General features: G+C 59.5%; 21 protein-coding genes. 11 read left to right on the top strand and 10 right to left on the bottom strand.

The window, feature by feature from the left end; genetic code table 11:
- Positions 1 to 278, top strand: a 278-nt coding sequence (locus AD659_RS29090; RefSeq protein WP_156330581.1) for an integrase core domain-containing protein, incomplete at its 5' end; no start/stop codon positions are given.
- Positions 279 to 820: 542 nt separating this feature from the next.
- Here AD659_RS29090 and AD659_RS07865 read toward each other — a convergent pair.
- From AD659_RS07865 to AD659_RS07855, 3 genes are all read right to left on the bottom strand, one after another.
- The gene (locus tag AD659_RS07865) at positions 821 to 3,211 is read right to left on the bottom strand and encodes a TonB-dependent siderophore receptor (protein WP_053119966.1); all 2,391 of its coding nucleotides are present in this window, start codon (positions 3,209 to 3,211) and stop codon (positions 821 to 823) included.
- 118 nt (positions 3,212 to 3,329) lie between these two features.
- Positions 3,330 to 4,310 (bottom strand): DUF4880 domain-containing protein, encoded by a 981-nt coding sequence (locus AD659_RS07860; protein WP_053119964.1) that lies wholly within the window; start codon positions 4,308 to 4,310, stop codon positions 3,330 to 3,332.
- Positions 4,297 to 4,812: a sigma-70 family RNA polymerase sigma factor gene (locus tag AD659_RS07855; protein ID WP_041476341.1), complete on the bottom strand. Its 516-nt coding sequence runs from the start codon at positions 4,810 to 4,812 to the stop codon at positions 4,297 to 4,299. The genes AD659_RS07860 and AD659_RS07855 overlap by 14 nt, the downstream gene beginning before the upstream one ends.
- Positions 4,813 to 5,117: 305 nt before the next feature.
- On the opposite strand from AD659_RS07855, the gene AD659_RS07850 reads away from it, so the two are divergent.
- Positions 5,118 to 6,359: a DUF1835 domain-containing protein gene (locus tag AD659_RS07850; protein ID WP_053119962.1), complete on the top strand. Its 1,242-nt coding sequence runs from the start codon at positions 5,118 to 5,120 to the stop codon at positions 6,357 to 6,359.
- Positions 6,360 to 6,420: 61 nt separating this feature from the next.
- On the opposite strand, the gene AD659_RS07845 is transcribed toward AD659_RS07850, so the two are convergent.
- The 3 genes from AD659_RS07845 to AD659_RS07835 all read right to left on the bottom strand — a co-directional run bounded on the left by AD659_RS07845 (position 6,421) and on the right by AD659_RS07835 (position 9,183).
- Entirely contained in the window at positions 6,421 to 8,187 is a 1,767-nt protein-coding gene (locus AD659_RS07845) for a S8/S53 family peptidase (protein ID WP_053119960.1), read from the bottom strand.
- A 97-nt stretch (positions 8,188 to 8,284) separates the two neighbouring features.
- Positions 8,285 to 8,851 (bottom strand): DUF6630 family protein, encoded by a 567-nt coding sequence (locus AD659_RS07840; RefSeq protein WP_053119958.1) that lies wholly within the window; start codon positions 8,849 to 8,851, stop codon positions 8,285 to 8,287.
- Between the two features lie 38 nt (positions 8,852 to 8,889).
- Entirely contained in the window at positions 8,890 to 9,183 is a 294-nt protein-coding gene (locus AD659_RS07835) for a hypothetical protein (protein ID WP_053119956.1), read from the bottom strand.
- 76 nt (positions 9,184 to 9,259) lie between these two features.
- Here AD659_RS07835 and AD659_RS07830 point away from each other — a divergent pair, with 76 nt between their 5' ends.
- Positions 9,260 to 9,565 carry an NIPSNAP family protein gene (locus AD659_RS07830; protein WP_053119955.1) on the top strand — a complete coding sequence of 102 codons (306 nt, stop codon included), beginning with the start codon at positions 9,260 to 9,262 and terminating at the stop codon, positions 9,563 to 9,565.
- A gap of 76 nt (positions 9,566 to 9,641) precedes the next feature.
- Positions 9,642 to 10,310: a DUF998 domain-containing protein gene (locus tag AD659_RS07825; RefSeq protein WP_053119953.1), complete on the top strand. Its 669-nt coding sequence runs from the start codon at positions 9,642 to 9,644 to the stop codon at positions 10,308 to 10,310.
- Positions 10,311 to 10,319: 9 nt separating this feature from the next.
- On the opposite strand, the gene AD659_RS29085 is transcribed toward AD659_RS07825, so the two are convergent.
- Together AD659_RS29085 and AD659_RS07820 are read right to left on the bottom strand one after the other, a co-directional pair.
- A complete protein-coding gene (locus AD659_RS29085) occupies positions 10,320 to 10,481 on the bottom strand; it encodes a DUF2986 domain-containing protein (protein ID WP_064505241.1) in 162 nt (53 codons plus the stop codon).
- A 35-nt stretch (positions 10,482 to 10,516) separates the two neighbouring features.
- On the bottom strand, positions 10,517 to 11,452 hold the full coding sequence (locus AD659_RS07820) for a hypothetical protein (RefSeq protein WP_053119951.1): 936 nt from the start codon (positions 11,450 to 11,452) through the stop codon (positions 10,517 to 10,519).
- Positions 11,453 to 11,520: 68 nt separating this feature from the next.
- On the opposite strand from AD659_RS07820, the gene AD659_RS07815 reads away from it, so the two are divergent.
- Positions 11,521 to 12,168: a hypothetical protein gene (locus AD659_RS07815; protein WP_231987671.1), complete on the top strand. Its 648-nt coding sequence runs from the start codon at positions 11,521 to 11,523 to the stop codon at positions 12,166 to 12,168.
- Positions 12,169 to 12,208: 40 nt separating this feature from the next.
- Here AD659_RS07815 and AD659_RS07810 read toward each other — a convergent pair whose 3' ends face one another.
- Both AD659_RS07810 and AD659_RS07805 read right to left on the bottom strand, forming a co-directional pair.
- Positions 12,209 to 13,237: an alpha/beta hydrolase gene (locus tag AD659_RS07810; protein WP_053119949.1), complete on the bottom strand. Its 1,029-nt coding sequence runs from the start codon at positions 13,235 to 13,237 to the stop codon at positions 12,209 to 12,211.
- A gap of 25 nt (positions 13,238 to 13,262) precedes the next feature.
- A complete protein-coding gene (locus AD659_RS07805; RefSeq protein WP_053119947.1) occupies positions 13,263 to 13,709 on the bottom strand; it encodes a cyclophilin-like fold protein in 447 nt (148 codons plus the stop codon).
- A gap of 125 nt (positions 13,710 to 13,834) precedes the next feature.
- Here AD659_RS07805 and AD659_RS07800 point away from each other — a divergent pair, with 125 nt between their 5' ends.
- The 6 genes from AD659_RS07800 to AD659_RS07775 all read left to right on the top strand — a co-directional run bounded on the left by AD659_RS07800 (position 13,835) and on the right by AD659_RS07775 (position 21,855).
- Positions 13,835 to 14,728 (top strand): LysR family transcriptional regulator, encoded by an 894-nt coding sequence (locus tag AD659_RS07800; RefSeq protein ID WP_053119989.1) that lies wholly within the window; start codon positions 13,835 to 13,837, stop codon positions 14,726 to 14,728.
- Between the two features lie 230 nt (positions 14,729 to 14,958).
- Positions 14,959 to 15,441, top strand: coding sequence for a formate dehydrogenase subunit gamma (locus AD659_RS07795; RefSeq protein ID WP_053119945.1), 483 nt, complete (start codon positions 14,959 to 14,961; stop codon positions 15,439 to 15,441).
- The gene (locus AD659_RS07790; RefSeq protein WP_053119942.1) at positions 15,435 to 16,994 is read left to right on the top strand and encodes a formate dehydrogenase beta subunit; all 1,560 of its coding nucleotides are present in this window, start codon (positions 15,435 to 15,437) and stop codon (positions 16,992 to 16,994) included. Before AD659_RS07795 ends, AD659_RS07790 begins: the two co-directional genes overlap by 7 nt.
- Positions 16,991 to 19,867: a formate dehydrogenase subunit alpha gene (gene fdhF, locus AD659_RS07785; protein ID WP_053119940.1), complete on the top strand. Its 2,877-nt coding sequence runs from the start codon at positions 16,991 to 16,993 to the stop codon at positions 19,865 to 19,867. Before AD659_RS07790 ends, fdhF begins: the two co-directional genes overlap by 4 nt.
- Positions 19,864 to 20,085 carry a formate dehydrogenase subunit delta gene (locus tag AD659_RS07780; protein WP_053119939.1) on the top strand — a complete coding sequence of 74 codons (222 nt, stop codon included), beginning with the start codon at positions 19,864 to 19,866 and terminating at the stop codon, positions 20,083 to 20,085. Before fdhF ends, AD659_RS07780 begins: the two co-directional genes overlap by 4 nt.
- A 99-nt stretch (positions 20,086 to 20,184) precedes the next feature.
- Complete coding sequence (locus AD659_RS07775; RefSeq protein WP_053119937.1) at positions 20,185 to 21,855, top strand: hypothetical protein; 1,671 nt, start codon at positions 20,185 to 20,187, stop codon at positions 21,853 to 21,855.
- Positions 21,856 to 21,904: the final 49 nt, after the last annotated feature.

Genomic DNA, 21,904 nt, shown 5'->3' with positions numbered 1-21,904 from the left:
ACCAGGGATGTCAGTACACCAGCCATAAATTCCGGGACGAACTGGTGGCGCACGAGCTTAAGCAGAGCATGAGTCGAAAAGGCCAATGCTGGGATAACGCCCCGATGGAGCGTTTTTTTGGCAGTTTGAAGTCCGAGTGGGTGCCTGAAGAGGGATACAACTCGGAACACGAAGCCCGAGTTGATATAAACCGCTATGTGACGCGCTACAACAATGTCAGGCGCCACAGTTACAACGGTTACCACTCACCTGTAGCAGCGGAAAAGCTGGCTGCGTGAGAACCGAAAAAAATGTCCAAAATTACTGGACCAGTTCAGCTTGCTCGCGATAGCGGTGGGGCAGCTTGCATCAATGTTGAATGTGCTGACGCCATCGCGAGCAGGCTCGCTCCCACAATGGGCGGCGTTGGGATCGGGATTCGGCTCGACACAGCCCCCTGTGGCGAGGGAGCTTGCTCCCGCTGGCCTGCGCAGCAGGCCTCTGCATTGCTCCAGGCAAACCGCATCGTCCGGTTTTACGGCTGCTGCGCAGCCGAGCGGGAGCAAGCTCCCTCGCCACAGGGGGGGCTGGCGTTATCGTCGAGTGGAAGAGGGCACCCATTAGCCGGTCTCAAGTCAAGGCTAAAAGCCAACTCGCCCTGCAGCTTTTAGCTGTAGGGTTCCCTGTTATCTCGCGCTACTGGCGCGTAGTTAACAGCTGGCGCGTAACGATGAAAATCGAACGCCCTTGCTTTTCATCTCGCAGAATGATGGCCAAGTTGACGGTGCCCGCGGTATAGCGGGCACCGCTTCCTATAGGGGAAAAAGGCTTACTCGCCTGCTTACCAGCTGTAACTCACTTTGGCGGTAATCTCGCGACCCGGGTTGTAGAAGTTCGCTGTGCCGGAACCGACCACGTGCTGCTCATCCAGCAGGTTGCTGACATTCACTGCAAGGTCGGTGCCCTTGGCGATCTCGTAGTTGAAGGCGGCGTCGAACAGCGTGGTGCCATCGCTTTTGCCGGAGTTGGCTGCATCGAAGTAATAAGCGCCGACGTAGCGCGCACCCAAGCCAACGCTGACATCAGTGCCGGGCACGTCGTAATAGCTCCAGAGCGAAGCGGAATGCTTGGGTGCCGTGGTGAACTCATTACCCTTCAGGGAACTGCCGTCGTACAACGAACCGCGCAGTACCTCGGACTCCATATAGGAATAGCCACCTATCAGGCTGAGGTTCTGCGTCACCTGCGCCTTGGCCTCCAGGTCGAGGCCGCGCGCCCGCGATTCGCCCACCGTCTGTTGCTCAATGATGCCGCTCGGCAGCACCACGGCGATGGTGACGTTTTCCTGGGTCAAGTCATAAACGGCTGCGGAGAACAATGCGTCCATCCCCATCGGCGCATACTTCACGCCCACTTCGTACTGCCTGCCCGTCTGCGGCGTTACGCCAACCTGAGGCGGCGAGACGGATTCCACCATGCTCACATAGGTGGACACCTCATCGTTGACGATATAGGTCAACGCACCTCGGTAGGACGTTTCGGAGAAGTTGTCTTTCTCAGTGGATAACAAGCCTTTGCTGGTAAGGTCCATCGAGTCGTTGCGCATACCCGCGGTGACGATGAAACGCTCGTAGAACGATAGGTTCTGCTGAAGGAACACGGCCTTGGTGGTCGCGTCTCGCTTGTTGACGGCATACGGCGTGATTGAGCGTGGAACGCCAGTAAACACGGGATTTGCAATGTCAATCGGGGTCGTCAGGGCGTAGACCGAGCTTTCCTTGGTGGTCGAATCGAGGTACTCCACGCCCACCAGGCTGCTGCTGTCGATGTTCTCGAAGCGGGCATCGTATTGCAGCATCAGATTGCCGTTGAACTGGTCGGCCTCACTGTCTGTTCCAAACAGATACCGGTCAACGGTCGTACCGACACGTGCGGCGCTGTCGCTGAGGTAAACGTAGCCAAAATCATCGGTCAATTTGCTGTAACGCAGATTGCTGCGCAGTACGAAGCCGTTGTCGAAGTCGTGGGTGACGTTACCGCTGAGGCTGGTGCGCTCGACATCGTGAAAGTTGTAGCCGGGCTCACCATAAAACTTGCTGCGGTCGTATTCCTTGTCCAGCGGATAGCCGCCACTGTTGGGCGAACTCTCCGTTTTCAGATAGTCCAGAATCACGGTGGCTGACGTGTAATCCGTGGGTGCCCAGGTGAGGCCGCCCATCACCAACCGGTTGTCGTCCTGTGAGTGATCGTACTCGCGGTCGCTGTTTTGGCCTTTGGCAGTAAAGCGGCCAGCCAAGGTGTTCTCGTCGTTCAGCGCATCCCCCACATCGATGCCTGTCTCGACATGGTCAAACGAACCGTAGGTCACATAGCCTTGGCCAAACTGCTCGAAGCGCGGCTGTTTGGTCACGAAATTCACCGAACCGCCGGGGTCCGCTGGGCCAAACAGCGTGGAGTTGGCGCCACGTAGAATCTCGATGCGTTCATAAGCGAATGGATCTTCGCGTACGCCGCGCATCGAACTCAGGGTCAAGCCGTCACGGTAGGTGGTGGCCTGGAAGCCCCGGATCTGGAAATAGTCGTTGCGGTCATCCGTACCATAGAAGTCGCTGACCACGCCCGGCGTGTATTGCAGCGCCTCTTCCGTGGTGCTGACGCTGCGTTGCTCCATTTCCTTGTTGGTAACAACCGACACCGATGCCGGTGTATTGAGAATGCTGGTTGCCACCTTGCCGCCAACCCAGAGCTCCTGGGCGACCACCGAGTTGGCGTCGTCGTCGGCACTGACCCTGACCTTGGCATTGATGATGAGGGGCGCAAGGCGGTAGTCCTCGACGTCCGTTGCGTCGAGCTCCAGCGGGCCGGCGGGCTTTGGTTGAGGGAACAGTAGATAGGCATTCGGGCCTTGCTGTTCGATTTGCAATTCGCTCCCCTGCAGCAACGATGACAGCGCTGCCGACGTATCGAGCGTGCCATTCACGCCAGCAGTGGTGCGGTTCACTACACTCGACGCGTCGAAGGAAAGACTGATGCCAGCCTCGCGCGCAAAGCGGTCAAGCGCCGGCGCCAGTGGGCCGGCAGCGATGTTCCACTGCTTGACTTGATTGCTGTGGTCAGCGCTCGACGTTTGCGCCAGCGATGGCAATGCGTAGCTGCTTACGATCAAACCCAAAATCGCACCCTGCAAGGCACGATTTAATGGATGGCGCTGTGAAACAGGGGACGAACTCATTTTCTCGCTCCAAGAAAGGACATCGGCAGACTGGCCTGTATTCCGGCCTTCCTTAGAGGTCGAACGAGAATGAGAAGCTACCTCATTATTTTTCAGGTAGCACAAGGTTTTGATGGGCTCAGGTGGCAGCGGTCACGGTCACCCAATAACGGGTCCGATAATCAATGTGCAAGTGCAGTGACTGCGCGATCAATGCCAGGACCTGGTCGTTGTCGGCGAGCTGGAAGGTGCCGGAAACGCGACGATCAGCGACCTCTTCGGCGCAGCGCAGTACCCCGGGGCGATAACGCGACAACTCCACGATGAAATCACTGAGGCGCATATTGCGCGCACTGATCACCCCGTCACCCCAGCTCCATAGATCAAGGCCGTTGTCCCTGAACATTCGGGCGCCACTTGATGAGAACAGCAGCCGATTTCCAGCCTGGACGCTGCGGCTCGCAGGCGTTTGACTGGAGCCGGGGAAAACCGTGAGTGATCCTTCCTGAGCCGCGACCAGCGTGCCATCGTCAAGCTCGCGTGCCAGAAAGCGGGAACTCTGAGCGCGCATGATCCCGTCACGTGATTGCACCCAGAACGGTCGCGCTCGAGGCGAGTGTTGATCCGCGCCGACATTCACGATGATTTCACCCCGTCGCAGGATTATCAGGCGTCGCTGGGCGTCGAAATCGCTGTCGACGGCGCTATCGCTATTGAGCTGGATAAGGCTGCCATCATCGAGTTGGAAGCGTCGTTGCTCGCCGGTACTGCTGCGCTGCTGCGCAAGCATGGCGGGTACGGGTGTATAGTCCCGGCCGAGCCAGGCTGCCGTGCCAACAGTCGCCAATATGCCCAGCAGCTTCAGGCTTTCCCGCCGCCGCATTCCATGATGGGTGCCATCAAGGGTTTGTCGGGCCAGTTGAGCTGGCACGCCTGCCAGTTCATCCCCAAGCGTCTCCACACGCTGCCAAGCCAACACATGCTCCGGGCTCTGCTGCAGCCAGTGCTCAAAAGTGCGCTGTGTTTGTTCATCGGCTTGATTGAAGCGAAGGCGCACCAGCCATTGGATCGCCTGCTCGACAATGGCCGGATTGAGCGCCTGCGGCTCACGCCTCGACATAACGCAAGCGATAGCAGTGTTGCAGGGCAGTGGCCAGGTCGCGTTCCACCGTCGCGCGGGAAACACCCAGCTTTTCGGCTATTTGCGCGCAGGTTAGACCGTCGAGTCGGGCAAACAAAAATGCCTGGCGAACTCTTGGTTTAAGCATACCGAGCATGCGGTCTATGCGCTCGAGCGCATCAAGAATCATCAGCCGGCTTTCTTCCGAGGGAACCTCGTGTTGAGGCAGCAACGTCACGCTTTCCAAGTAGGCACGTTCGAGTTCGCGACGACGATACTGATCAATCATCAGTCCGCGGGCGATACTGCTCAAATAGGCGCGTGGTTCGCGCAAGGGGCTGGACTGACGGGATTTGAGCAGACGGACGAAGGTGTCCTGCGCCAAATCTGCTGCGTTCTCGCGACATCCAATGCGTCGGATTAGCCAGCCGTGCAACCACGAGTGGTGGGTGCGATAGAGCAGCCCTAGATCTGCAGTACCTAGTGTTTCATCGCTGCGCATCGGAATCTCGGAAAGTACATGATTGATAATTAATCGCATTCTACTCACGCGATAGGCCTTAGGTAAATACGTGGCGCTCAGTGTCTCCGGATATTCACAGCAACCCAGATGGGATGCTCCTCCCCAACCCTCCGAAATCTGCTCACCGCCAAGCTTTGCTTTCATCAGTCCTTCCCGCTAAAGTCGGTCTCCGGGCGCTTGCTGCGCCTGCGGTCCGCGCGAAGGGGTCATCCCAAGGCAGGTTTCCCGAATTTTTCATTCCAACTCCCGGCTTGTCGGCGGACCGAGCCCTGTAAGGAGTTGGCATGCCCGCCACTAACGCTTCCCGTCATCACGGTCTCCTCGATTTACCCTCCCTGCGTAAACGCGCCAAGCGTCTTTTGAAGGCATTGAAAAACCATGAAGCGGACGATGTTCGTGAGCAGTTGCGCGCAATGGGCTTGTCTGGCCCGGACTATCGACTTGCCGACACACAATGGCTGGTCGCCCGTGAGGCGGGTTTCGCCAGTTGGCCCAAGCTGATTACCCACACCGATGGCGTGACGTTCGCGGCACGTCATCCGGGTTTCGCTGCGACTAACGAAGCGGCGGTCCAGCACTGGCGATGCGGTAACGACATCGAGCACAGCCTGCGGGTCGCTGGTTTTTCAGGTTCGTTTCATATGTTTGATGATCCGATGGTGATGGGGCCGGTTCCCGCATTGCCTGACGATGACTATTGGTCAGTGCGAGCCGATTTCTTGGAACAGGCATTTGGGCTCTCTTACCGTGATATTCAACAGCGCCAGGCCATGCAGCGTGACGCGTTGGCAAAACTGGACGCCGACAGTGAGCTGGTATTGTGGTGCGAGGGCGATGCCTACGATCAATTGTTTCTGATCCGGTTACTGGCGAGTTTGCCGGCCTTGCCGCGCAGGCTCGAACTGATCGAGATCAACCGGGTGTCTGGCGTGGAGCGATTCATCGGCATCGGTCAGCTTGCCCCGGACTTGCTCCCATGGCTCTGGTCGCAACGGCGCTCGCTCGGTGAGGACGCGTTGGCGCTGGCGCGCGAAGCATGGGCCGCCTACACCGCAGCGGACCCAAGCGAATGGGCAGGCCTTGCCGCACACTTGCATCCTGCGCTGCCGCTGCTCGGGCCTGCTTTGGCGAGACAACTGCAGGAGCTTCCCGGAACAGTCGACGGCTTGAGTCTGACTCAGCGGTTGGTGCTGCGCATCCTCGCCGATCATGGCGAGCTGCCTGCCGGTAAGGTGTTCGGCCATCTGATGATGAGCTATGAGCCTCTGCCATATTTGGGCGATCTGATGTTCCATGCGCTGCTGCGACCGTTGATCGATGCGCCACACCCCTTGGTGCACGAACAGCCGGGAGGTGAATGGCAGAGGCGCCTTGTTCGTCTCACTGCCCTGGGCGAGCAAATGCTGCTCGGGCATATCAACTGGCTCGATTACGCGCCAGCAGAGCGTTGGGTCGGCGGGGTGCGTATCGTTGCTGATCGGTTACCTTGGGTTGTGAGTAGTGACGGTCGGGTGTGGCGTCGCTGAGCAACGCCGAGTGGGTTCATATCTGCAATCCACTTACCGATTGCTCCCATGATCTGCCCGTTCAACGCACGCGATCACGGCTTTGCGCGGCCAGGTCCAGGGCCTTTTGCATGTCCAGTCGTGCCGAGCGGCCGACGTCCTTGTCGTTGAGCTGATAGCGGCGTTCTGACGGCAGGATGGGGGCGGTGAGGTCTTCGCCGTCCATCTGTTCGAAATCGTGGTTGTCGCCGATGGTCATGGCGCTGCGGCGTAGCAGCATGCGCAGTTGCTCGGGTTGCAGTTGCGGGTTGATGGACAGCATCGCCGCCAGCAGGCCCGCGACCATGGGCGTGGCGTAGGACGTGCCGCAATGCACCGCGCTGTCCTGGGCGGCGTTGGCTGTCGAGGCATGCGCGCACGCGGCGGCGGTGATGTCGACGCGCATGTCGATGTTCGAGGAACTGCGCTTGACCGCGTAGGCCGGGTCATCGACGGCGACCCCGGTGAGCTCGCTGCGCTGGTGTCCGCCGACCACCAGCAATTGCTCAGTGATGAAGGAGGAGGGCAGGCGGTATTCGTCGCTGCCCGAGAATGAAGAACCATTGCCGGCAGAATTCACCACGATCACGTCGGGATGCGCTTTGCGCAGCCAAAGGAAAAACTCCTCCAGCAGTTCTTCGTAGCCACCCATGGCGAGGCCCGAGCGCAGCAGCGAGTCGACGTCATCGCCTTTGATGTCTTTGGCGCCGACGCGGTGGATGCCCCAGCTCCAGTTGAGGACGCGCACCCCGTCTTCGACGAGGTTGACCGAGGCGGCGATGTTCGCGGTGATGCCGGCATCGGAATTACGTTCGACGATGACCTCGAAGCCACCGCTGGCCTTGTCCAGGCCACGGAGGAAACCGGTGTTGCCGCTGTCGTCCCAACGTGCGGCGAGAATGCCGGCGACGGTCGTGCCGTGGTTGTCCGGTTTGTCGGCATCGCGGGCATAGACGCAGGTGCGCGGTGGCGAGCAGGCGCCGAGGTCGTCCGCGAAATCCGTCGTGTCGAAGTCCACATCGCGCTCGATCAGGCCGATGCGCACCGGCTGCGGTTGAATGGGTGGCTGTCGTCCGGGGATGCGTCGTTGGTAATAGTTCACCGCGTCGAGAAAGCGATTCGCGGCCCATTCGTCGGAGTCCAGGGCCGGCTTCTTCGGTTCTTCAGGCTGGGCCGCGGCCTGCTCGGTTTCTTCGGCCGAGGACTCTTCGATCACCACGGCATCCACACCGGTCTCGCTGCCCAGGCGCAGCACCAAGGCGTCGCGCTGCACCAGATCCTTGGCGGGCAGGCGGAGCTGGTACAGGTTCAGGGGCGCGATGCTGCCGACCACCTTCGCCCCGTACTTGTGGGCCAGGCGCTCGGCTTCCTGGCGGCCATCACGGTCTTCCTCGATCAGCACGCTGACCAGGTCGACGTAAGTGGTCAGGCCGTCCATGTTCTTCGCCACTGCGTCCGGCCCAGCGGCCACCACATGGCTGTTGCGCAGGGTCAGCCAGGCAGCATTGCTGGTGCGTGGGCCGTCCTCCAACCAGAGCGGGCCGCTCTGGTAATCGGCGGCGTCCAGGCGCACGCGCAGGTTTTCCCCTTCGCGCTGGACCGTATCTGCGGGTATCACCTTTGCTCCCAACTTCAGTTGCGGCGTCCCATCACCCAACCCACGCGCTGTCAGGCACCAGTCCTGATGCTGGCTTTGCAGCAGATCGCCGCAGCGTTTCAGGCTTTCCAGGCGCAGCGGTTCAGGCGCAGCGGTCGCCGTGCCGGCAGCCATGGCGAACAGCGTAGCGAGGGCAGCGGATCGTAGGAGCATGGGCCAGGTTTCTTTGCCGAGGGTCTAGTTGCTCCGACTGTTACGTGGCTCGCTTCGTTCAGCGGGATAATGAGACTCGGTGAAAACCTGATTCGGTTCAAAGGTTCTCGAGGCGCACTTCAAGACCTGCTCGCCGCGCGAGTTCGATCATGGCTTCAATCTGGTCGGCATCGGCGATGAATCCGACATAGTCGTCGCCACCGGAATCCAGGTGCAGGTAGCGTTTGTCGAATGCCGCCAGCCATTGGTCGAAACTCGCCAGCGTCTCCGACATCGACAGCGTGCCCTCATAGCGGTAGGGGTAAATTTCTTTTACCCCGCTGGCGCTGACCAGATAGGGCGCCAGATACTCGAAACCGTCAAAGCCTCGCCAGTCGACGCCTAGCAACGCCAGGTGTTCGAGCTTCTGGCCCCGGTCTGCATCCAGCAGACCTTCCACCAGCGCGGTGGCCGGCTCCTGGCCCGAGCCGTAAATGCGCAGCACGCGCCTGACCAGCCTGGCACGTTCGTCTTCTGGCATGCGGGTCAGTATGGCTTGGGTAAACGCCTTGAGTTCGGCGCGATAAGGATGCAGCTCCCGCATGATCGCCGCGTCGCTGACAGTCGTTTCCTCCGGTGGCGGCAGGGTAAAACGGCCGCCGAACAAGCGATCAAGAATGCCCATTTCCTTTCCTTGGTTTGTCCATTTTTTCCAGCCTACCGTTATACACAGTCCACATGAACGCGATACCTGATGTCCCGATCAAAATGATCTTCCGGGTTTTCGTAAGTTTCCAGTGTTTCCAAGAATCCCGTCCGCTCAAGGCTCACCAGATCCTCAAGGGTCCAATCAAAGGGGAAGTCATTGGAAAAGCTTTCGCCCTGGTATTCGATCCAATGAAAAACCGGGAAGGGCAGGTAACCGAGCCACTCTGATCGATAGGTGATCTCGTCAGATTCGCTACTCGTCACCACGGCGCGGATCTTGTTCCTGATGGTTGCTTGGCGTTCATCCATGGTTTCGATCCCGATCGATGATTGATTGCGTATCCTGTGTAGAATCCATTTTTCCAGAATTCAAAGGAATGAGCCTGTGATCACTTGCCATGTCCGGTACGTTATTGACCCCTATCAGATCCCTGCTTTCGAAAGCTACTCGCGCCAATGGATTGAAGTAGTGACCCGGATGGGGGGCGAACATCACGGCTATTTTCTACCCGCCGAAGGCGCCAACAATATCGCTTACTGCCTGTTCAGCTTTTCCAGCCTGGCCGAATATGAAAACTATCGACGGAAAGCCGAACAGGATCCGGCGTGCCTTGAATTGGTAACCCAAGCGACGGAGCAACGATTCATTCTGAGCTATGAGCGCAGTTTCCTGCGTCCAGTCCTCGATTGAGCGATTGGACGCTTCAATCAATGCCAGATTTCGCATCACCCCACAAACGGATATCACAACGACAGGGAGTGTCACCATGAAAACCATTGATCGTGCTTTGCTAGGCTTCGGAATATTGATTCCATTCTGGCTGCTTTTGGGTGTCGCACTGACTGCCCGGGCCTACCCAGGCTACAGCCATCTGGATCAAGCCATGAGCCAACTAGGCGCCGTGGGAGCACCCACCCACGGCTTTTCTGCCTGGGTGAACAATTTTCCGTTGGGTATGATGTTTGTGCTTTTCGCTATAGGCGTGGCGAGACGGTTCAAGGCATCGCGGATGGCCTTGCTTAGCGCCGCACTGATTTTCGTCCATGGGTTGGCAAGCTTCGCGGCCGGCTATTTTTCCTGCGACCAAGGCTGTGCGCCGATTGAACCGTCGGTCTCGCAACAGAGCCACAACCTGGCGGGGCTGGTGATGTTCATCTCGCTCACCCTGGCGGGGGCGCTGTGGACGTTCCTTGGCAAGTCGCTGCTTTCATCGTCCAGGTTCGCCCTGTTCTCGGCGATCTGCGTAATCCTGGCCATCGTGACGGTGATGCTGATGGCGACGGCATTGGCCGATGGTCACCTGTTCGGTCTGTACCAACGGCTTAATTATGGGGTTTCGGTGGTCTGGATTGCGTCGTTGGCCGTCGTTGCCCTACAGGATGCCAGAGATAAGCCGCGAGGCGCGGCGGTTCTGGCGCAGCGCTTCAGGGGGTAACGACGTTGATCAGCTTTCCGGTGACGTGATGGGGGCGTCACTGGATTCGGCTTCCAATTTCAGGCGGTCGGCTTTGCTGATGTATTGATTCTTGCTCTTGGGTGCCAGCTTGGCACTGGCTTTCTTGGCGTTAGCCTTCAATAACTGGTTTATTTTCTTGCGGCGATTCATGGTGTTCTGCTCAGCGTGTCGATGTCCGGATGGTATCAGCTTTCCGTTTTCTCAGGATTTTTCCTGACGTTGACAACGGGCTTCACGCGACGCTCGACAATGATCGAGTCATTTGGAATCTCCAAGCGGATGGCCGTTTCCTTGGTGTGCATTTCAATGAGCGTCGAGATGCCAACACCTCGGAAAATCACCGTCGCATTCTCAAATCTTTTGTAGTCTTCCAGCGGTGAGTCCTTGGGGTCAGGCAATAGATTGGCGTAAGGCGGTTTCACCAGGATCGTGGCCCTTTCTATACGTATTTGCGCAAAGCTCATGGCCGCTTGCAGCAAGTCCGACGTCACGCCCCCCATGAGAAGGGGCGTCAGGAGAATAACGCCAGCGATCATTGCCCGGGTTCTCTTCAAGGGTTTCATTTCAGCGTGGGGATTCTGGTCAGGATGCTCGGAGTCGACGATTTCAGGTGCCGATGGCTGCGCTGCTTTTATTTTCGTGTTCTGTTCCAGATAGGCGGAGTAAACGATGTACTGAAAAATGGGCAGAAGGATGAGCTGAATGTGTGCCAAGGGACTTTTGTGGGTCAGGAAATAAATGGTCACCGCGCCGCATATTCCAAAAAACACCGAGAAGAAGGTTATTTTGGGTCGTTTGAAATCCAGTAGGGGTTTTTTATCGGAGACTTTTCCATGTAGCCAGACGAACCCCCTAAGCACGGGGATAAAGAGCGGAGAAAGCAACACCCCGGCCGCCGTAACTGACACCGAAAAATAGATACAAACCAAGCCAAAGCAAAACGCCGTGACCAGGAATAACAAACTGTCTCCAACGGATACGCCTTGCGGGTAATGACCGTTGCTCAATAGATAACTGACGATGCACGTGCCGCCAATCAGCAATCCGATTTTTGCCGACAGAGAGAGAAGTTTTGTAGCGATCTCAATCTGTTTTTCGAGCCCAGTGGCTGCTTCCCTCATTATCGAATCCTCCTTGATAGTACGTTTAGGATGGTCGTACCTGACTCATCTGTATGGGGAGCATAGCGATGATTTCGGTTCCTTGTGGTGAGAGAGCAGTGCAGGCCTGTAGCGACCGTCGGCGGCGCGACCTCACGTTCGAACGCCGGCGGGGGCTGGTCACGCTACGCCACGTGATACTTATCCCAGAGCTTGTTCCGGAATCGCGTCTGCGGATCGAACCGTGCCTTGAGTGCGAACAGCCGCTGCGCGTCGGGATAGGCACGTGTGAACTGTTGTCTGGTCACTGGTCACTGGAAGACATTGTGTCCGCCTACTGCGTGTCCAAAGCCGAGTGCATCAAGCATTTGTTGGTGTTGGAGCGGATGGGCCTGGCGGACCTGAAGCCGGGCAATCGCATCAGATTGCTGGTCGCGAGGGATTTCGATTGGCTGCCGGACGGCCCTATCCGAGGGTTCTTCCTGCGACAAGGTCTGCCGGATTTCATGGCCAGCCGATTCGATGTCCCCGACGAAACCCTGCACTTTGGCCATGGCATGTTGACCCAGCCTGCTTACGCCCAGTTGCAAGTCGACATCCACAAGTTGCGCAGCAAACTGGCGGCGCTTCACAACGAGTCGTTGAGCGCGCCGCTGTCCGAAAAACGTGGGACTGCGCTGTTGCTGGCGATGCGAGTTTGGGAGCCGCAGGCGTTCAGGAGGCTTAAGCGGGGGTAGGTCGATAGGTCACGTATGGATAAATCGACTGGGCCAGGTATTACTTCAGGTTGCTCTGGAAGAAGGTCGTCAGTTTGTCGAAAGGGATGAGGTTGACCCGGTCATAAAGATCGACATGTCCAGCGCCGGGGACAATGACGAGTTCCTTGGGCTGGCCGGCGAGCTTATACGCTTGCTCGCTGAATTCCCTGGAGTGCGCATCGGCCCCTGCAATGAACAACATCGGATGAGGCGAAATGGTCTCGATGTCATTGAGCGGATAGAAATTCATGAACTTGATGTTGCTGGTCAGCGTCGGGTGGGTGGTCAGATCTTTCGACGAGCCGGATGGCGTGAATTCGCCGCGCGGGGTGCGGTAGAAGTCATAGAACTCACGTTGAATAGGATGAGTGTTGTCGTCCAACTGGTGCACCGTACCGCTGGTGTAAAGCGTTTCACCGCCCGCGAACTCGACGTTACGCTGCTGGGTGGCTTGGGCGATGATCGCCCGGCGTTGTTCGAGCGTTTGGGAATGCTTCAAGCCGTTGCGATTGACGCCACCCATGTCATACATGCTCACGGTCGCGATGGCTTTCATGCGCGGGTCAATCTTGGCTGCACTGATCACGAAGCTGCCGCTGCCGCAAATACCGATTGCGCCAATCCGCTCTTTATCGACAAACGGCTGGGCACTGAGAAAGTCCACCGCGGCGCTGAAGTCCTCGGCATAGATATCCGGTGAGACGGCATTGCGCGGCCGCCCCTCGCTTTCGCCCCAGAACGACAGGTCCAGGGAAAGGGTCACGAAGCCTTTTTCCGCCATTTTCGTGGCATAGAGATTGGCGCTTTGCTCCTTGACCGCGCCCATTGGGTGACCGACGACAATCGCCGGACTTCTGCTCTTGCCATTGAGTTTTTTCGGGATGAACAGATTACCCGCCACGTTCATTTGATATTGGTTCTTGAAGTTGACCTTCTGTACGGTCACTTCGTCGCTGGAATAAAAATTGTCCGCACCATTAGACATGTCGGCCCCTATTGCTGACAGTGAACTGACAAGCAGCGTCAGTAAAACGATGATCTTTTTCATTGGAAATCCTATCGATGCGGGGTAATCAATTCTGGGAAAGCGTCACTTGCACACCCCGCCGGCCCAGCGCCTGAGCCAGTCTTGCGGTGTCTTCCACACATCCCAGGCGCGTATATGCGTAGGCTGAAACGAAGTTCGTATAGAAGACGACCAGGGTGTCCGGGCCATACAGCATCAGATCACCGCTGTGGATCGTTCCCGGCTTGCTCGCTTGGGTAGGTAGTGCTTGGGGGAGGATGGCGTACTTTTCATTGCGGTTGAGATCACTCATGTCCAACGTCAGTGGTAATGACGCGACAAGCGCGCGGGCAGCTGCGTTGTCGGCCAGGGTGATGGCGAAGCGTTGTTCCCCGACGGTCATCCACATGCCAGTGTTCTGCGTTAGCGAAGCTGCCGATGCGGCTTCATTCATTGTTGAGTAGCTGCCGAGCACGAGCATTGAAGCCAGCAAACCAAGCCAGGTCGTCCTCATCGCAGTTCTGCTTTCAATCTTGTTCATGGGGAACATGGTGAGCGACGGACAGTCACGCGACTAGCTAATGAATGCTTAACGAGGCTATAAGCAAGGCTAATCAATTGGCTTAGATGCGTTTCACCATGATCAAAAGAAATCTCAATGATCTGCTGTCTTTCGTAACGGTCGCGCGCGAAGGCAGCTTCACGCGTGCTGCCGGGGCATTGGGTGTCACACAATCTGCATTGAGCCAGGCAATCAATGGCCTTGAAGCACGCTTGCAGATCCGGTTATTGACGCGGACCACTCGCAGCGTTTCGCCGACCATCGCTGGCGAGCGGCTGCTGCAAGCAATAGGCAATCGCTTCGATGAAATAGAAGCGGAGCTGGATATGCTGACGGAAATGCGCGACAAGCCCGCAGGTACTGTACGCATCACCTGCGGTGATCATGTGTTGCGCACGACCTTGCTACCCAAACTTACCGGGTTGCTGCACGACTACCCGGATATAAACGTTGAATTTGACGTGTGTTACGGATTTCGAGACATCGTGGCGGATCGTTTTGATGCTGGCGTGCGCCTGGGTGACACCATCGACAAAGACATGGTTGCCGTTCCGATAGGCCCTCCATTGCGGATGGCTGCCGTCGCTTCGCAAGCGTATTTCGCTACCCACGCCATCCCCAGGGGCCCGCGCGACCTGATGACCCATCGCTGTATCAACCAGCGCATGCAGACATCAGGCGGGCTCTATGTCTGGGATTTCGAGCGGCGAGGCAAGCAGGTGAACGTGCGAGTTGACGGCCAGCTGGTTTTCAACACGTCGACTCATATCGTGCAGGCGGCAGTGGCCGGGCTGGGCGTTGCGTACCTGCCAGAAGAAGAGTTTGAACCGTACCTGCAAGAGGGCCGACTGGTGCGCGTGCTGGAAGATTGGTGTCCGCCGTTTTCAGGCTACTATCTGTACTACCCCAGCCGACGACAGCCTTCGCCTGCATTTACACTGGTTGCCAATGCGTTGCGCAAAACCATCTAAGAAAGGAGTCGCTTTCAGAACACGTTTCGTCGTCCATGTGCAATCGCCAACCCCCGGGAGTGGCAAGCTGTGAGGATGCCCCGGACCAGGTGCGCCAAAGACACCTGGCCGGAGAGCGAGAATGGCGATCGGATGTGCCACGCTACCGTGACGTGGGCCGAACGCCGCAGCCAAGACTCCGGACGGCTACCGCTATGCGGCGGTGTCGTCCGAGATGCCGAGGTACGTTTATGCCTGATGAGACGCTTCACCTGCCCATGATCCACAGCGTGCTTGCGCGCGAAAAGGACACCCCCGGTGCCTTGCTGCCCATTCTCCATGCCATCCAGGCAGGCTGCGGGTATGTCCCCGACAGCGCCGTCCCGGAGATCGCCCACGCCCTGAACCTCAGCCTGGCTGAAGTGCGCGGGGTCATCAGCTTCTACCACGACTTCCGTACCACGCCACCTGCGCGCCATACCCTGCGCCTGTGCCGGGCCGAGTCCTGCAAGAGCATGGGAGCTGAAACCCTGGCTGCGCAGTTGCGCGAGCAATTGGCGCTGGACGATCACGGTACCAGTGCCGACGGCAGTATCAGCCTGCGGCCGGTCTATTGCCTGGGCGCCTGCGTCTGTTCGCCGGCCCTGGAGCTGGACGGGGAGTTGCATGCGCGGATCACGCCCGAGCGCCTGCGTCAGCTGGTCAAGGGTTGCATGGAGGAGGACGCATGCTGACGCTCTGTATCCCCCGCGATTCGGTGGCCCGTGCCGTGGGCGCGGACAAGGTCGCTGCTGCGTTGGCCGTTGAGGCTGAACGTCGACAGTTGCCTTTGCAGGTGTTGCGCACCAGTTCCCGTGGCCTCTATTGGCTGGAGCCGCTGGTGGAGCTGGAGACGCCCGAAGGGCGCCTGGGTTTTGGCCCGGTCACGGCCCAGGATGTGCCGGCCTTGCTCGATGCGCTGGCCCGTGATCCGGGCAGCCATCCTGCTGCCCTGGGGCTGGTGGAAAACATTCCCTATCTGAAAAGCCAGCAGCGCCTGTTGTTTGCCCGTGCCGGCATCACCCAGCCCTTGTCCCTCGATGATTACCGTGCCCAAGGCGGATTCCTCGGCCTGGCTCGGGCGATCCAGATGGATGGCGCGGATGTCGTCGCCAGCGTGCTGGACTCCGGCCTGCGCGGCCGGGGGGGCGCGGCGTTTCCGGCGGGCATCAAGTGGCGCACCGTGCGTGACGCGCAAGGGCCGCAGAAGTACGTGGTCTGCAACGCCGACGAGGGCGACTCCGGTACGTTTGCCGACCGCATGTTGATGGAAGGCGATCCCTTCCTGCTGATCGAAGGCATGATCATCGCCGGCATCGCCGTAGGCGCGACCATGGGCTACATCTACGTGCGTTCGGAATACCCGGACGCCGTCAGTACGCTGAACGACGCGCTGCACATCGCCCGCGAGGCCGGTTACCTGGGCGCGAACGTGGGTGGCAGCGGTCGCAGCTTCGAGCTGGAAGTGCGGGTCGGTGCCGGCGCCTATATCTGTGGCGAGGAAACGGCGCTGCTGGAATCCCTCGAGGGCAAGCGCGGCACGGTGCGCGCCAAGCCGCCATTGCCGGCGCTGCAAGGCCTGTTCGGCTTGCCAACGCTGGTGCATAACGTGCTGACCCTGACCTCGGTGCCAATCATCCTGGAGAAGGGCGCGCAGTTCTATCGCGATTTCGGCATGGGCCGTTCCCTGGGCACGATGCCGTTCCAACTGGCCGGCAACGTCCGTCATGGCGGCCTGGTGGAACGCGCCTTCGGCCTGAGCCTGCGGGAGTTGGTGGAAGGCTACGGCGGTGGCACCGCCAGCGGTCGTCCGCTGAAGGCCGCGCAAGTGGGCGGGCCGTTGGGCGCCTGGGTGCCGCCTTCGCAATTCGATACGCCGCTGGACTACGAAGCGTTCGCCGCCATGGGCGCGATGCTCGGCCACGGTGGCGTGGTGGTCGCTGACGACAGCCTGGACATGGCCCAGATGGCCCGGTTCGCCTTGCAGTTCTGCGCCGAGGAGTCCTGCGGCAAGTGCACGCCGTGCCGGATCGGCTCCACCCGTGGGGTGGAAGTGGTGGACCGCTTGATCGCCAGCACCGAAGCCGGTGCCCGTCAGGAGCAGGCCTTGCTGTTGCAGGACCTGTGCGACACCCTGCAATACGGTTCGCTCTGTGCCCTCGGTGGGATGACGTCCTACCCTGTCGCCAGCGCCCTCAAGCATTTCCCCGCCGACTTCGGTCTGGCGACCCCGGAGGCTGACCAATGATCACCATCTTCGATCCCAGCACCGATATCGACCTGGGCACCCCGGCGCGTGACAGCGACGTGCAGGTCAGCCTGACCATCGATGGGCGCGCCATCAGCGTCGCCGCCGGCACCTCGGTCATGCGCGCCGCAGCCATGCTCGGCACCACCATTCCCAAACTCTGCGCCACCGACAGCCTGGAAGCCTTCGGCTCCTGCCGCATGTGCCTGGTGGAGATCGACGGCATGCGCGGCTATCCCGCGTCCTGCACCACGCCGGTGACCGAGGGCATGGTGGTGCGCACGCAGACGTCCAAGCTCGCCACGCTGCGACGCAACGTGATGGAGCTGTACATTTCCGACCACCCGCTGGATTGCCTGACGTGCCCGGCCAACGGCAACTGCGAATTGCAGACGGTGGCGGGGCAGGTGGGCCTGCGCGAAGTGCGCTATGGCTACGAAGGCGCCAACCACTTGGCCGAGGCCAAGGACGTTTCCAACCCGTATTTCGACTACGACCCGAGCAAGTGCATCGTCTGCAGCCGCTGCGTGCGTGCCTGCGAGGAAATCCAGGGCACCTTCGCCCTGACGATCAGCGGGCGCGGCTTCGATTCCCGGGTGGAAGCGGCCGGCGGTGACAACTTCCTCGATTCCGAATGCGTGTCCTGCGGCGCCTGCGTGCAGGCATGTCCGACGGCGACGCTGATCGACAAGAGCGTCGTGGAGATCGGCCAGCCGGAGCGCAGCGTCATTACTACCTGCGCCTACTGCGGCGTGGGTTGCTCGTTCCGCGCCGAGATGAAAGGCGAACAACTGGTGCGCATGGTCCCGGACAAGAACGGCCAGGCCAACCACGGCCATTCCTGCGTCAAGGGCCGCTTCGCCTGGGGCTACGCCACGCACCCGGACCGCATCACCAAGCCGATGATCCGCAAACACATCAACGACCCGTGGCAGGAGGTCAGTTGGGACGAGGCGGTCACCTACGCCGCCAGCGAACTGCGCCGGATCCAGCTCAAGTACGGGCGCGACTCCATCGGCGGCATCACCTCCAGCCGCTGCACCAACGAAGAAACCTACCTGGTGCAGAAACTGGTGCGCACCGCGTTCGGCAACAACAACGTCGACACCTGTGCCCGTGTCTGCCATTCGCCCACCGGCTATGGTCTCAAGCAGACCCTGGGCGAGTCCGCTGGCACGCAGAATTTCGACTCAGTGATGAAGGCCGATGTGATCCTGGTGATGGGCGCCAACCCCACCGACGCGCACCCGGTGTTCGGCTCCCAGCTCAAGCGTCGCCTGCGCCAGGGCGCGCGACTGATTGTCATCGACCCACGGCGTATCGATCTGGTGGATTCGCCCCACGCCCGCGCCGAACTGCATTTGCAATTGCGCCCGGGTACCAACGTGGCGATGCTCAACGCGCTGGCCCACGTGATTGCCACCGAAGGCTTGATTGATCAGCCTTTTGTCGAGGCCCGCTGCGAGGCGTCGGACTTCGCCCGCTGGCGCGATTTCGTCAGTCTGCCGGAAAACGCCCCCGAGGTGCTGGGCCCGGTTTGCGGCGTGCCTGCCGAGCAGATCCGTGCCGCCGCGCGGGTCTACGCCACCGGCGGTAACGCGGCGATCTATTATGGCCTCGGCGTCACCGAACATAGCCAGGGCAGCACTTCGGTGATGGGCATCGCCAACCTGGCCATGGCCACCGGCAACATCGGTCGCGAAGGTGTCGGGGTGAACCCGCTGCGTGGACAGAACAACGTCCAGGGCTCCTGCGACATGGGCTCGTTCCCTCACGAGCTACCGGGCTATCGGCACATTTCCAACGAAACGGTGCGCGCCCAATTCGAACAGGCCTGGAACGTGACCCTGCAACCCGATCCGGGCCTGCGCATCCCGAACATGTTCGAGGCGGCGCTGGACGGCACCTTCAAGGCGCTTTATTGCCAAGGTGAAGACATCGCCCAGAGCGACCCCAACACCCAGCATGTGACGGCCGCGCTGTCCGCGTTGGAATGCGTGATCGTCCAGGACATCTTCCTCAACGAGACGGCCAAGTTCGCCCACGTGTTCCTGCCGGGCAGTTCGTTCCTCGAGAAGGACGGCACCTTTACCAACGCCGAACGCCGTATCTCCCGCGTTCGCAAGGTGATGGACCCATTGGCCGGCAAGGCCGATTGGGAAGCCACCATCGCCCTGGCCGACGCCCTGGGCTACAAGATGCACTACAACCATCCCTCGGAAATCATGGATGAAATCGCCCGCCTGACGCCGACGTTCAGCCGCGTCAGCTACGCCGAACTGGAGCGCCATGGCAGCCTGCAATGGCCGTGCAACGATGCCGCGCCGGACGGCACGCCGACCATGCACATCGAGCAGTTCGTGCGCGGCAAGGGCCGCTTCATGCTCACCGGCTACGTGCCCACCGAGGAGAAGGTCAACAACCGTTATCCGCTGCTGCTCACGACCGGCCGCATCCTCAGCCAGTACAACGTCGGCGCCCAGACGCGGCGCACAGAAAACGTCGCCTGGCACGAGGAGGACCGTCTTGAGATCCATCCGACCGATGCCGAGAACCGCGGGATTGTCGACGAAGACTGGGTCGGTATCGGCAGTCGTGCCGGGCAGACGGTGCTGCGCGCGAGGGTGACCGAGCGGGTGGCACCGGGCGTGGTCTACACCACGTTCCACTTCCCTGAATCGGGCGCCAACGTGATCACCACCGACAACTCCGACTGGGCCACCAACTGCCCGGAATACAAGGTCACGGCGGTGGAGATCGTGCGGGTCAGCCAGCCTTCGGAATGGCAGAAACGGTATCAGGCGTTCAGTGATGAACAAGGCCGCCTGCTGAGGGAACGTCGTCATGCCGAGAAAGCGGAGGTGCGTCGATGAGTGCTGAAAGCCTGATCAAGATGGCCAACCAGATCGGCCAGTACTTCGCCAGCGAGCCGGACCATGCGGTGGCGGTGCGTGGCGTGTACCAGCACATCAAGAGCTTCTGGACGCCGGGCATGCGCCAGCAATTGCAGGGTTGGCAGCAGATGCATCCGGAGGCTGTCCTGCACCCCCTGGTGCGGGAGGCGCTGGCGCAGCCGGAGGGGACGACCTAGCGCGGTTTACTGGCGTCAAGTTATCTGCGTTGCGCTTATCAGGTGGCTGTCCTACTCTCCGAGACAAGGCATTGTGCCAGCAACGACTAGGGGAAAGGGATGTTCACCGAAAACGCACCGGTTCAGGTCGCGAAGGCGTTGCACGCAGCCTTTAGCGCTCGATTCGCATTGGCATGCGGGCTTTCACTTTTTATCGCGGGTTGCGCCGTTCCAACAGGGACGGCGCATCTTTTCAAGGTTCAACCTGCTCGTCCTTCGACGGTCGTCGATAAGCAGTTTGATGATGCGGCAGCACTCAAGCTCAAGTGGCAACAAGCCCAAGAGGCCCACGCAGCCCTCGTGAAAAAAGCGGCGACCTCCGCCGAGCTCGCTGCTACCGATGCGCAAACGCAGCACGCAAGAAAAGCATTCCAGGACGCCATCCGCGATTTGAAAGCCGAGCGCTTGCGCATCGATGGTGACATCTTCAGCGCCGATAAAGCGGGCGCTATTCGTAGACCTGACAGCAACGGCAACGGTGGCGATGTGTTCGCTGTCTATTTGACGGATGCTTATTTCAAGTACCTCAAGGATGTCGGCGGGGTGAGTGAGGTGGTGATTGTTGCCGAGTTCACCGAAGTGGGGGGCGAAGAAAAAAGCCCGACGGTGACCAAAGTACTCGGGCCTTACCTCGGGGTCGCCGATAACGCCAAGCCGAACCTGCTGAACAAATTGTTGTACGGCCCCAAAAAGCTTGAGTCCGATCACCTGTCGATGAAACTGACCGTACTGGAATACGACCAGGGCGAGAACGAAGACACCGCTGCATTTCTCGAATTCATCGGGTCGGCCAGCAAGACATTGTCCCTGGCCAACCCGATAACAGCCGCTGAACAAGTATTTGCCAAAGAAGTTGCCAAGAGTCTGCTGGCCCTCAACAAAGACGATGTTGTGTTGCAGATCGACGTGGATATGGTGGCTGGCCCCGACGATGAGGCAGTGGAAGATAACGGTTCGGTCCTGGCGCTCAAGCCCGGGAATTATGTGCTGATCAACCAGGAGCGCTGTGCTCCCACCAACTGCTATTTCTACTTGACGGATCGGGGCAATAAAGAGAACCCGCTGGCTTGGCTGGGGGATACGCTGATGCTGGTGCCTACCGCCATGCGGCGCGGTTGGACTGACACGCCAGACGGTGCATCGTTGGAGGACATCCAGGCTGGAGAGATCGAATACGCCAATCACGGTCTGCAACAGCGCGGCAAGAACGAGACATTCTTGGACAAGACCTGGGTGTCGTTTGCTGTCCGCAAGGGGGGCGATGACGTGCTCTGGGGACGGCGACGTGCGTTGATCGAGGCAGAGAAAGCCGTCCAATACATCAACAAGCAAGAAACGAGTGTGCTGTTGAAGAGTGCCGACTATGAACGTGCTCGGACGGCCCTGGATGCGGCCCAGCAAGCCGAGCAAGAGAGCCGGAGTGGGATAACTTTTGTTTCCCCCCTGGATGCCAAGGGGCGATTCGCGCCTTCAGCCAAGAACGACTCGTTTTGCCTTACGCACGCCAAGCCGGTCAGCAACCCTCAATATTCGTTCTATCAATTGAAAGAGGCCGCTGCGCCTACGCGGATCTCGAACGTGGCTATTGTTCCGGGGAAGTCCACTTCCAGCGTGTCGTGCTTCAGCTATCCCGCAAACACTTTGCTTGCTGGCAAGTATCAATTGGTCGTGACCACGCCCGGGGAAATGATTCCGGTGACCCAGACTGCGACCTTTGAGATGTTGGAATGAGTTGAAGCGGGGAACGCAAGTGCTTCGGTAGGCAACCCTGGCCGGCATC

It is taken from the genome of Pseudomonas thivervalensis, assembly GCF_001269655.1.
Classification (GTDB): Bacteria; Pseudomonadota; Gammaproteobacteria; order Pseudomonadales; family Pseudomonadaceae; genus Aquipseudomonas; species Aquipseudomonas thivervalensis.
Note: the sequence above shows the minus strand (reverse complement) of the source record. Positions and strands in the feature narration are given on the sequence as shown.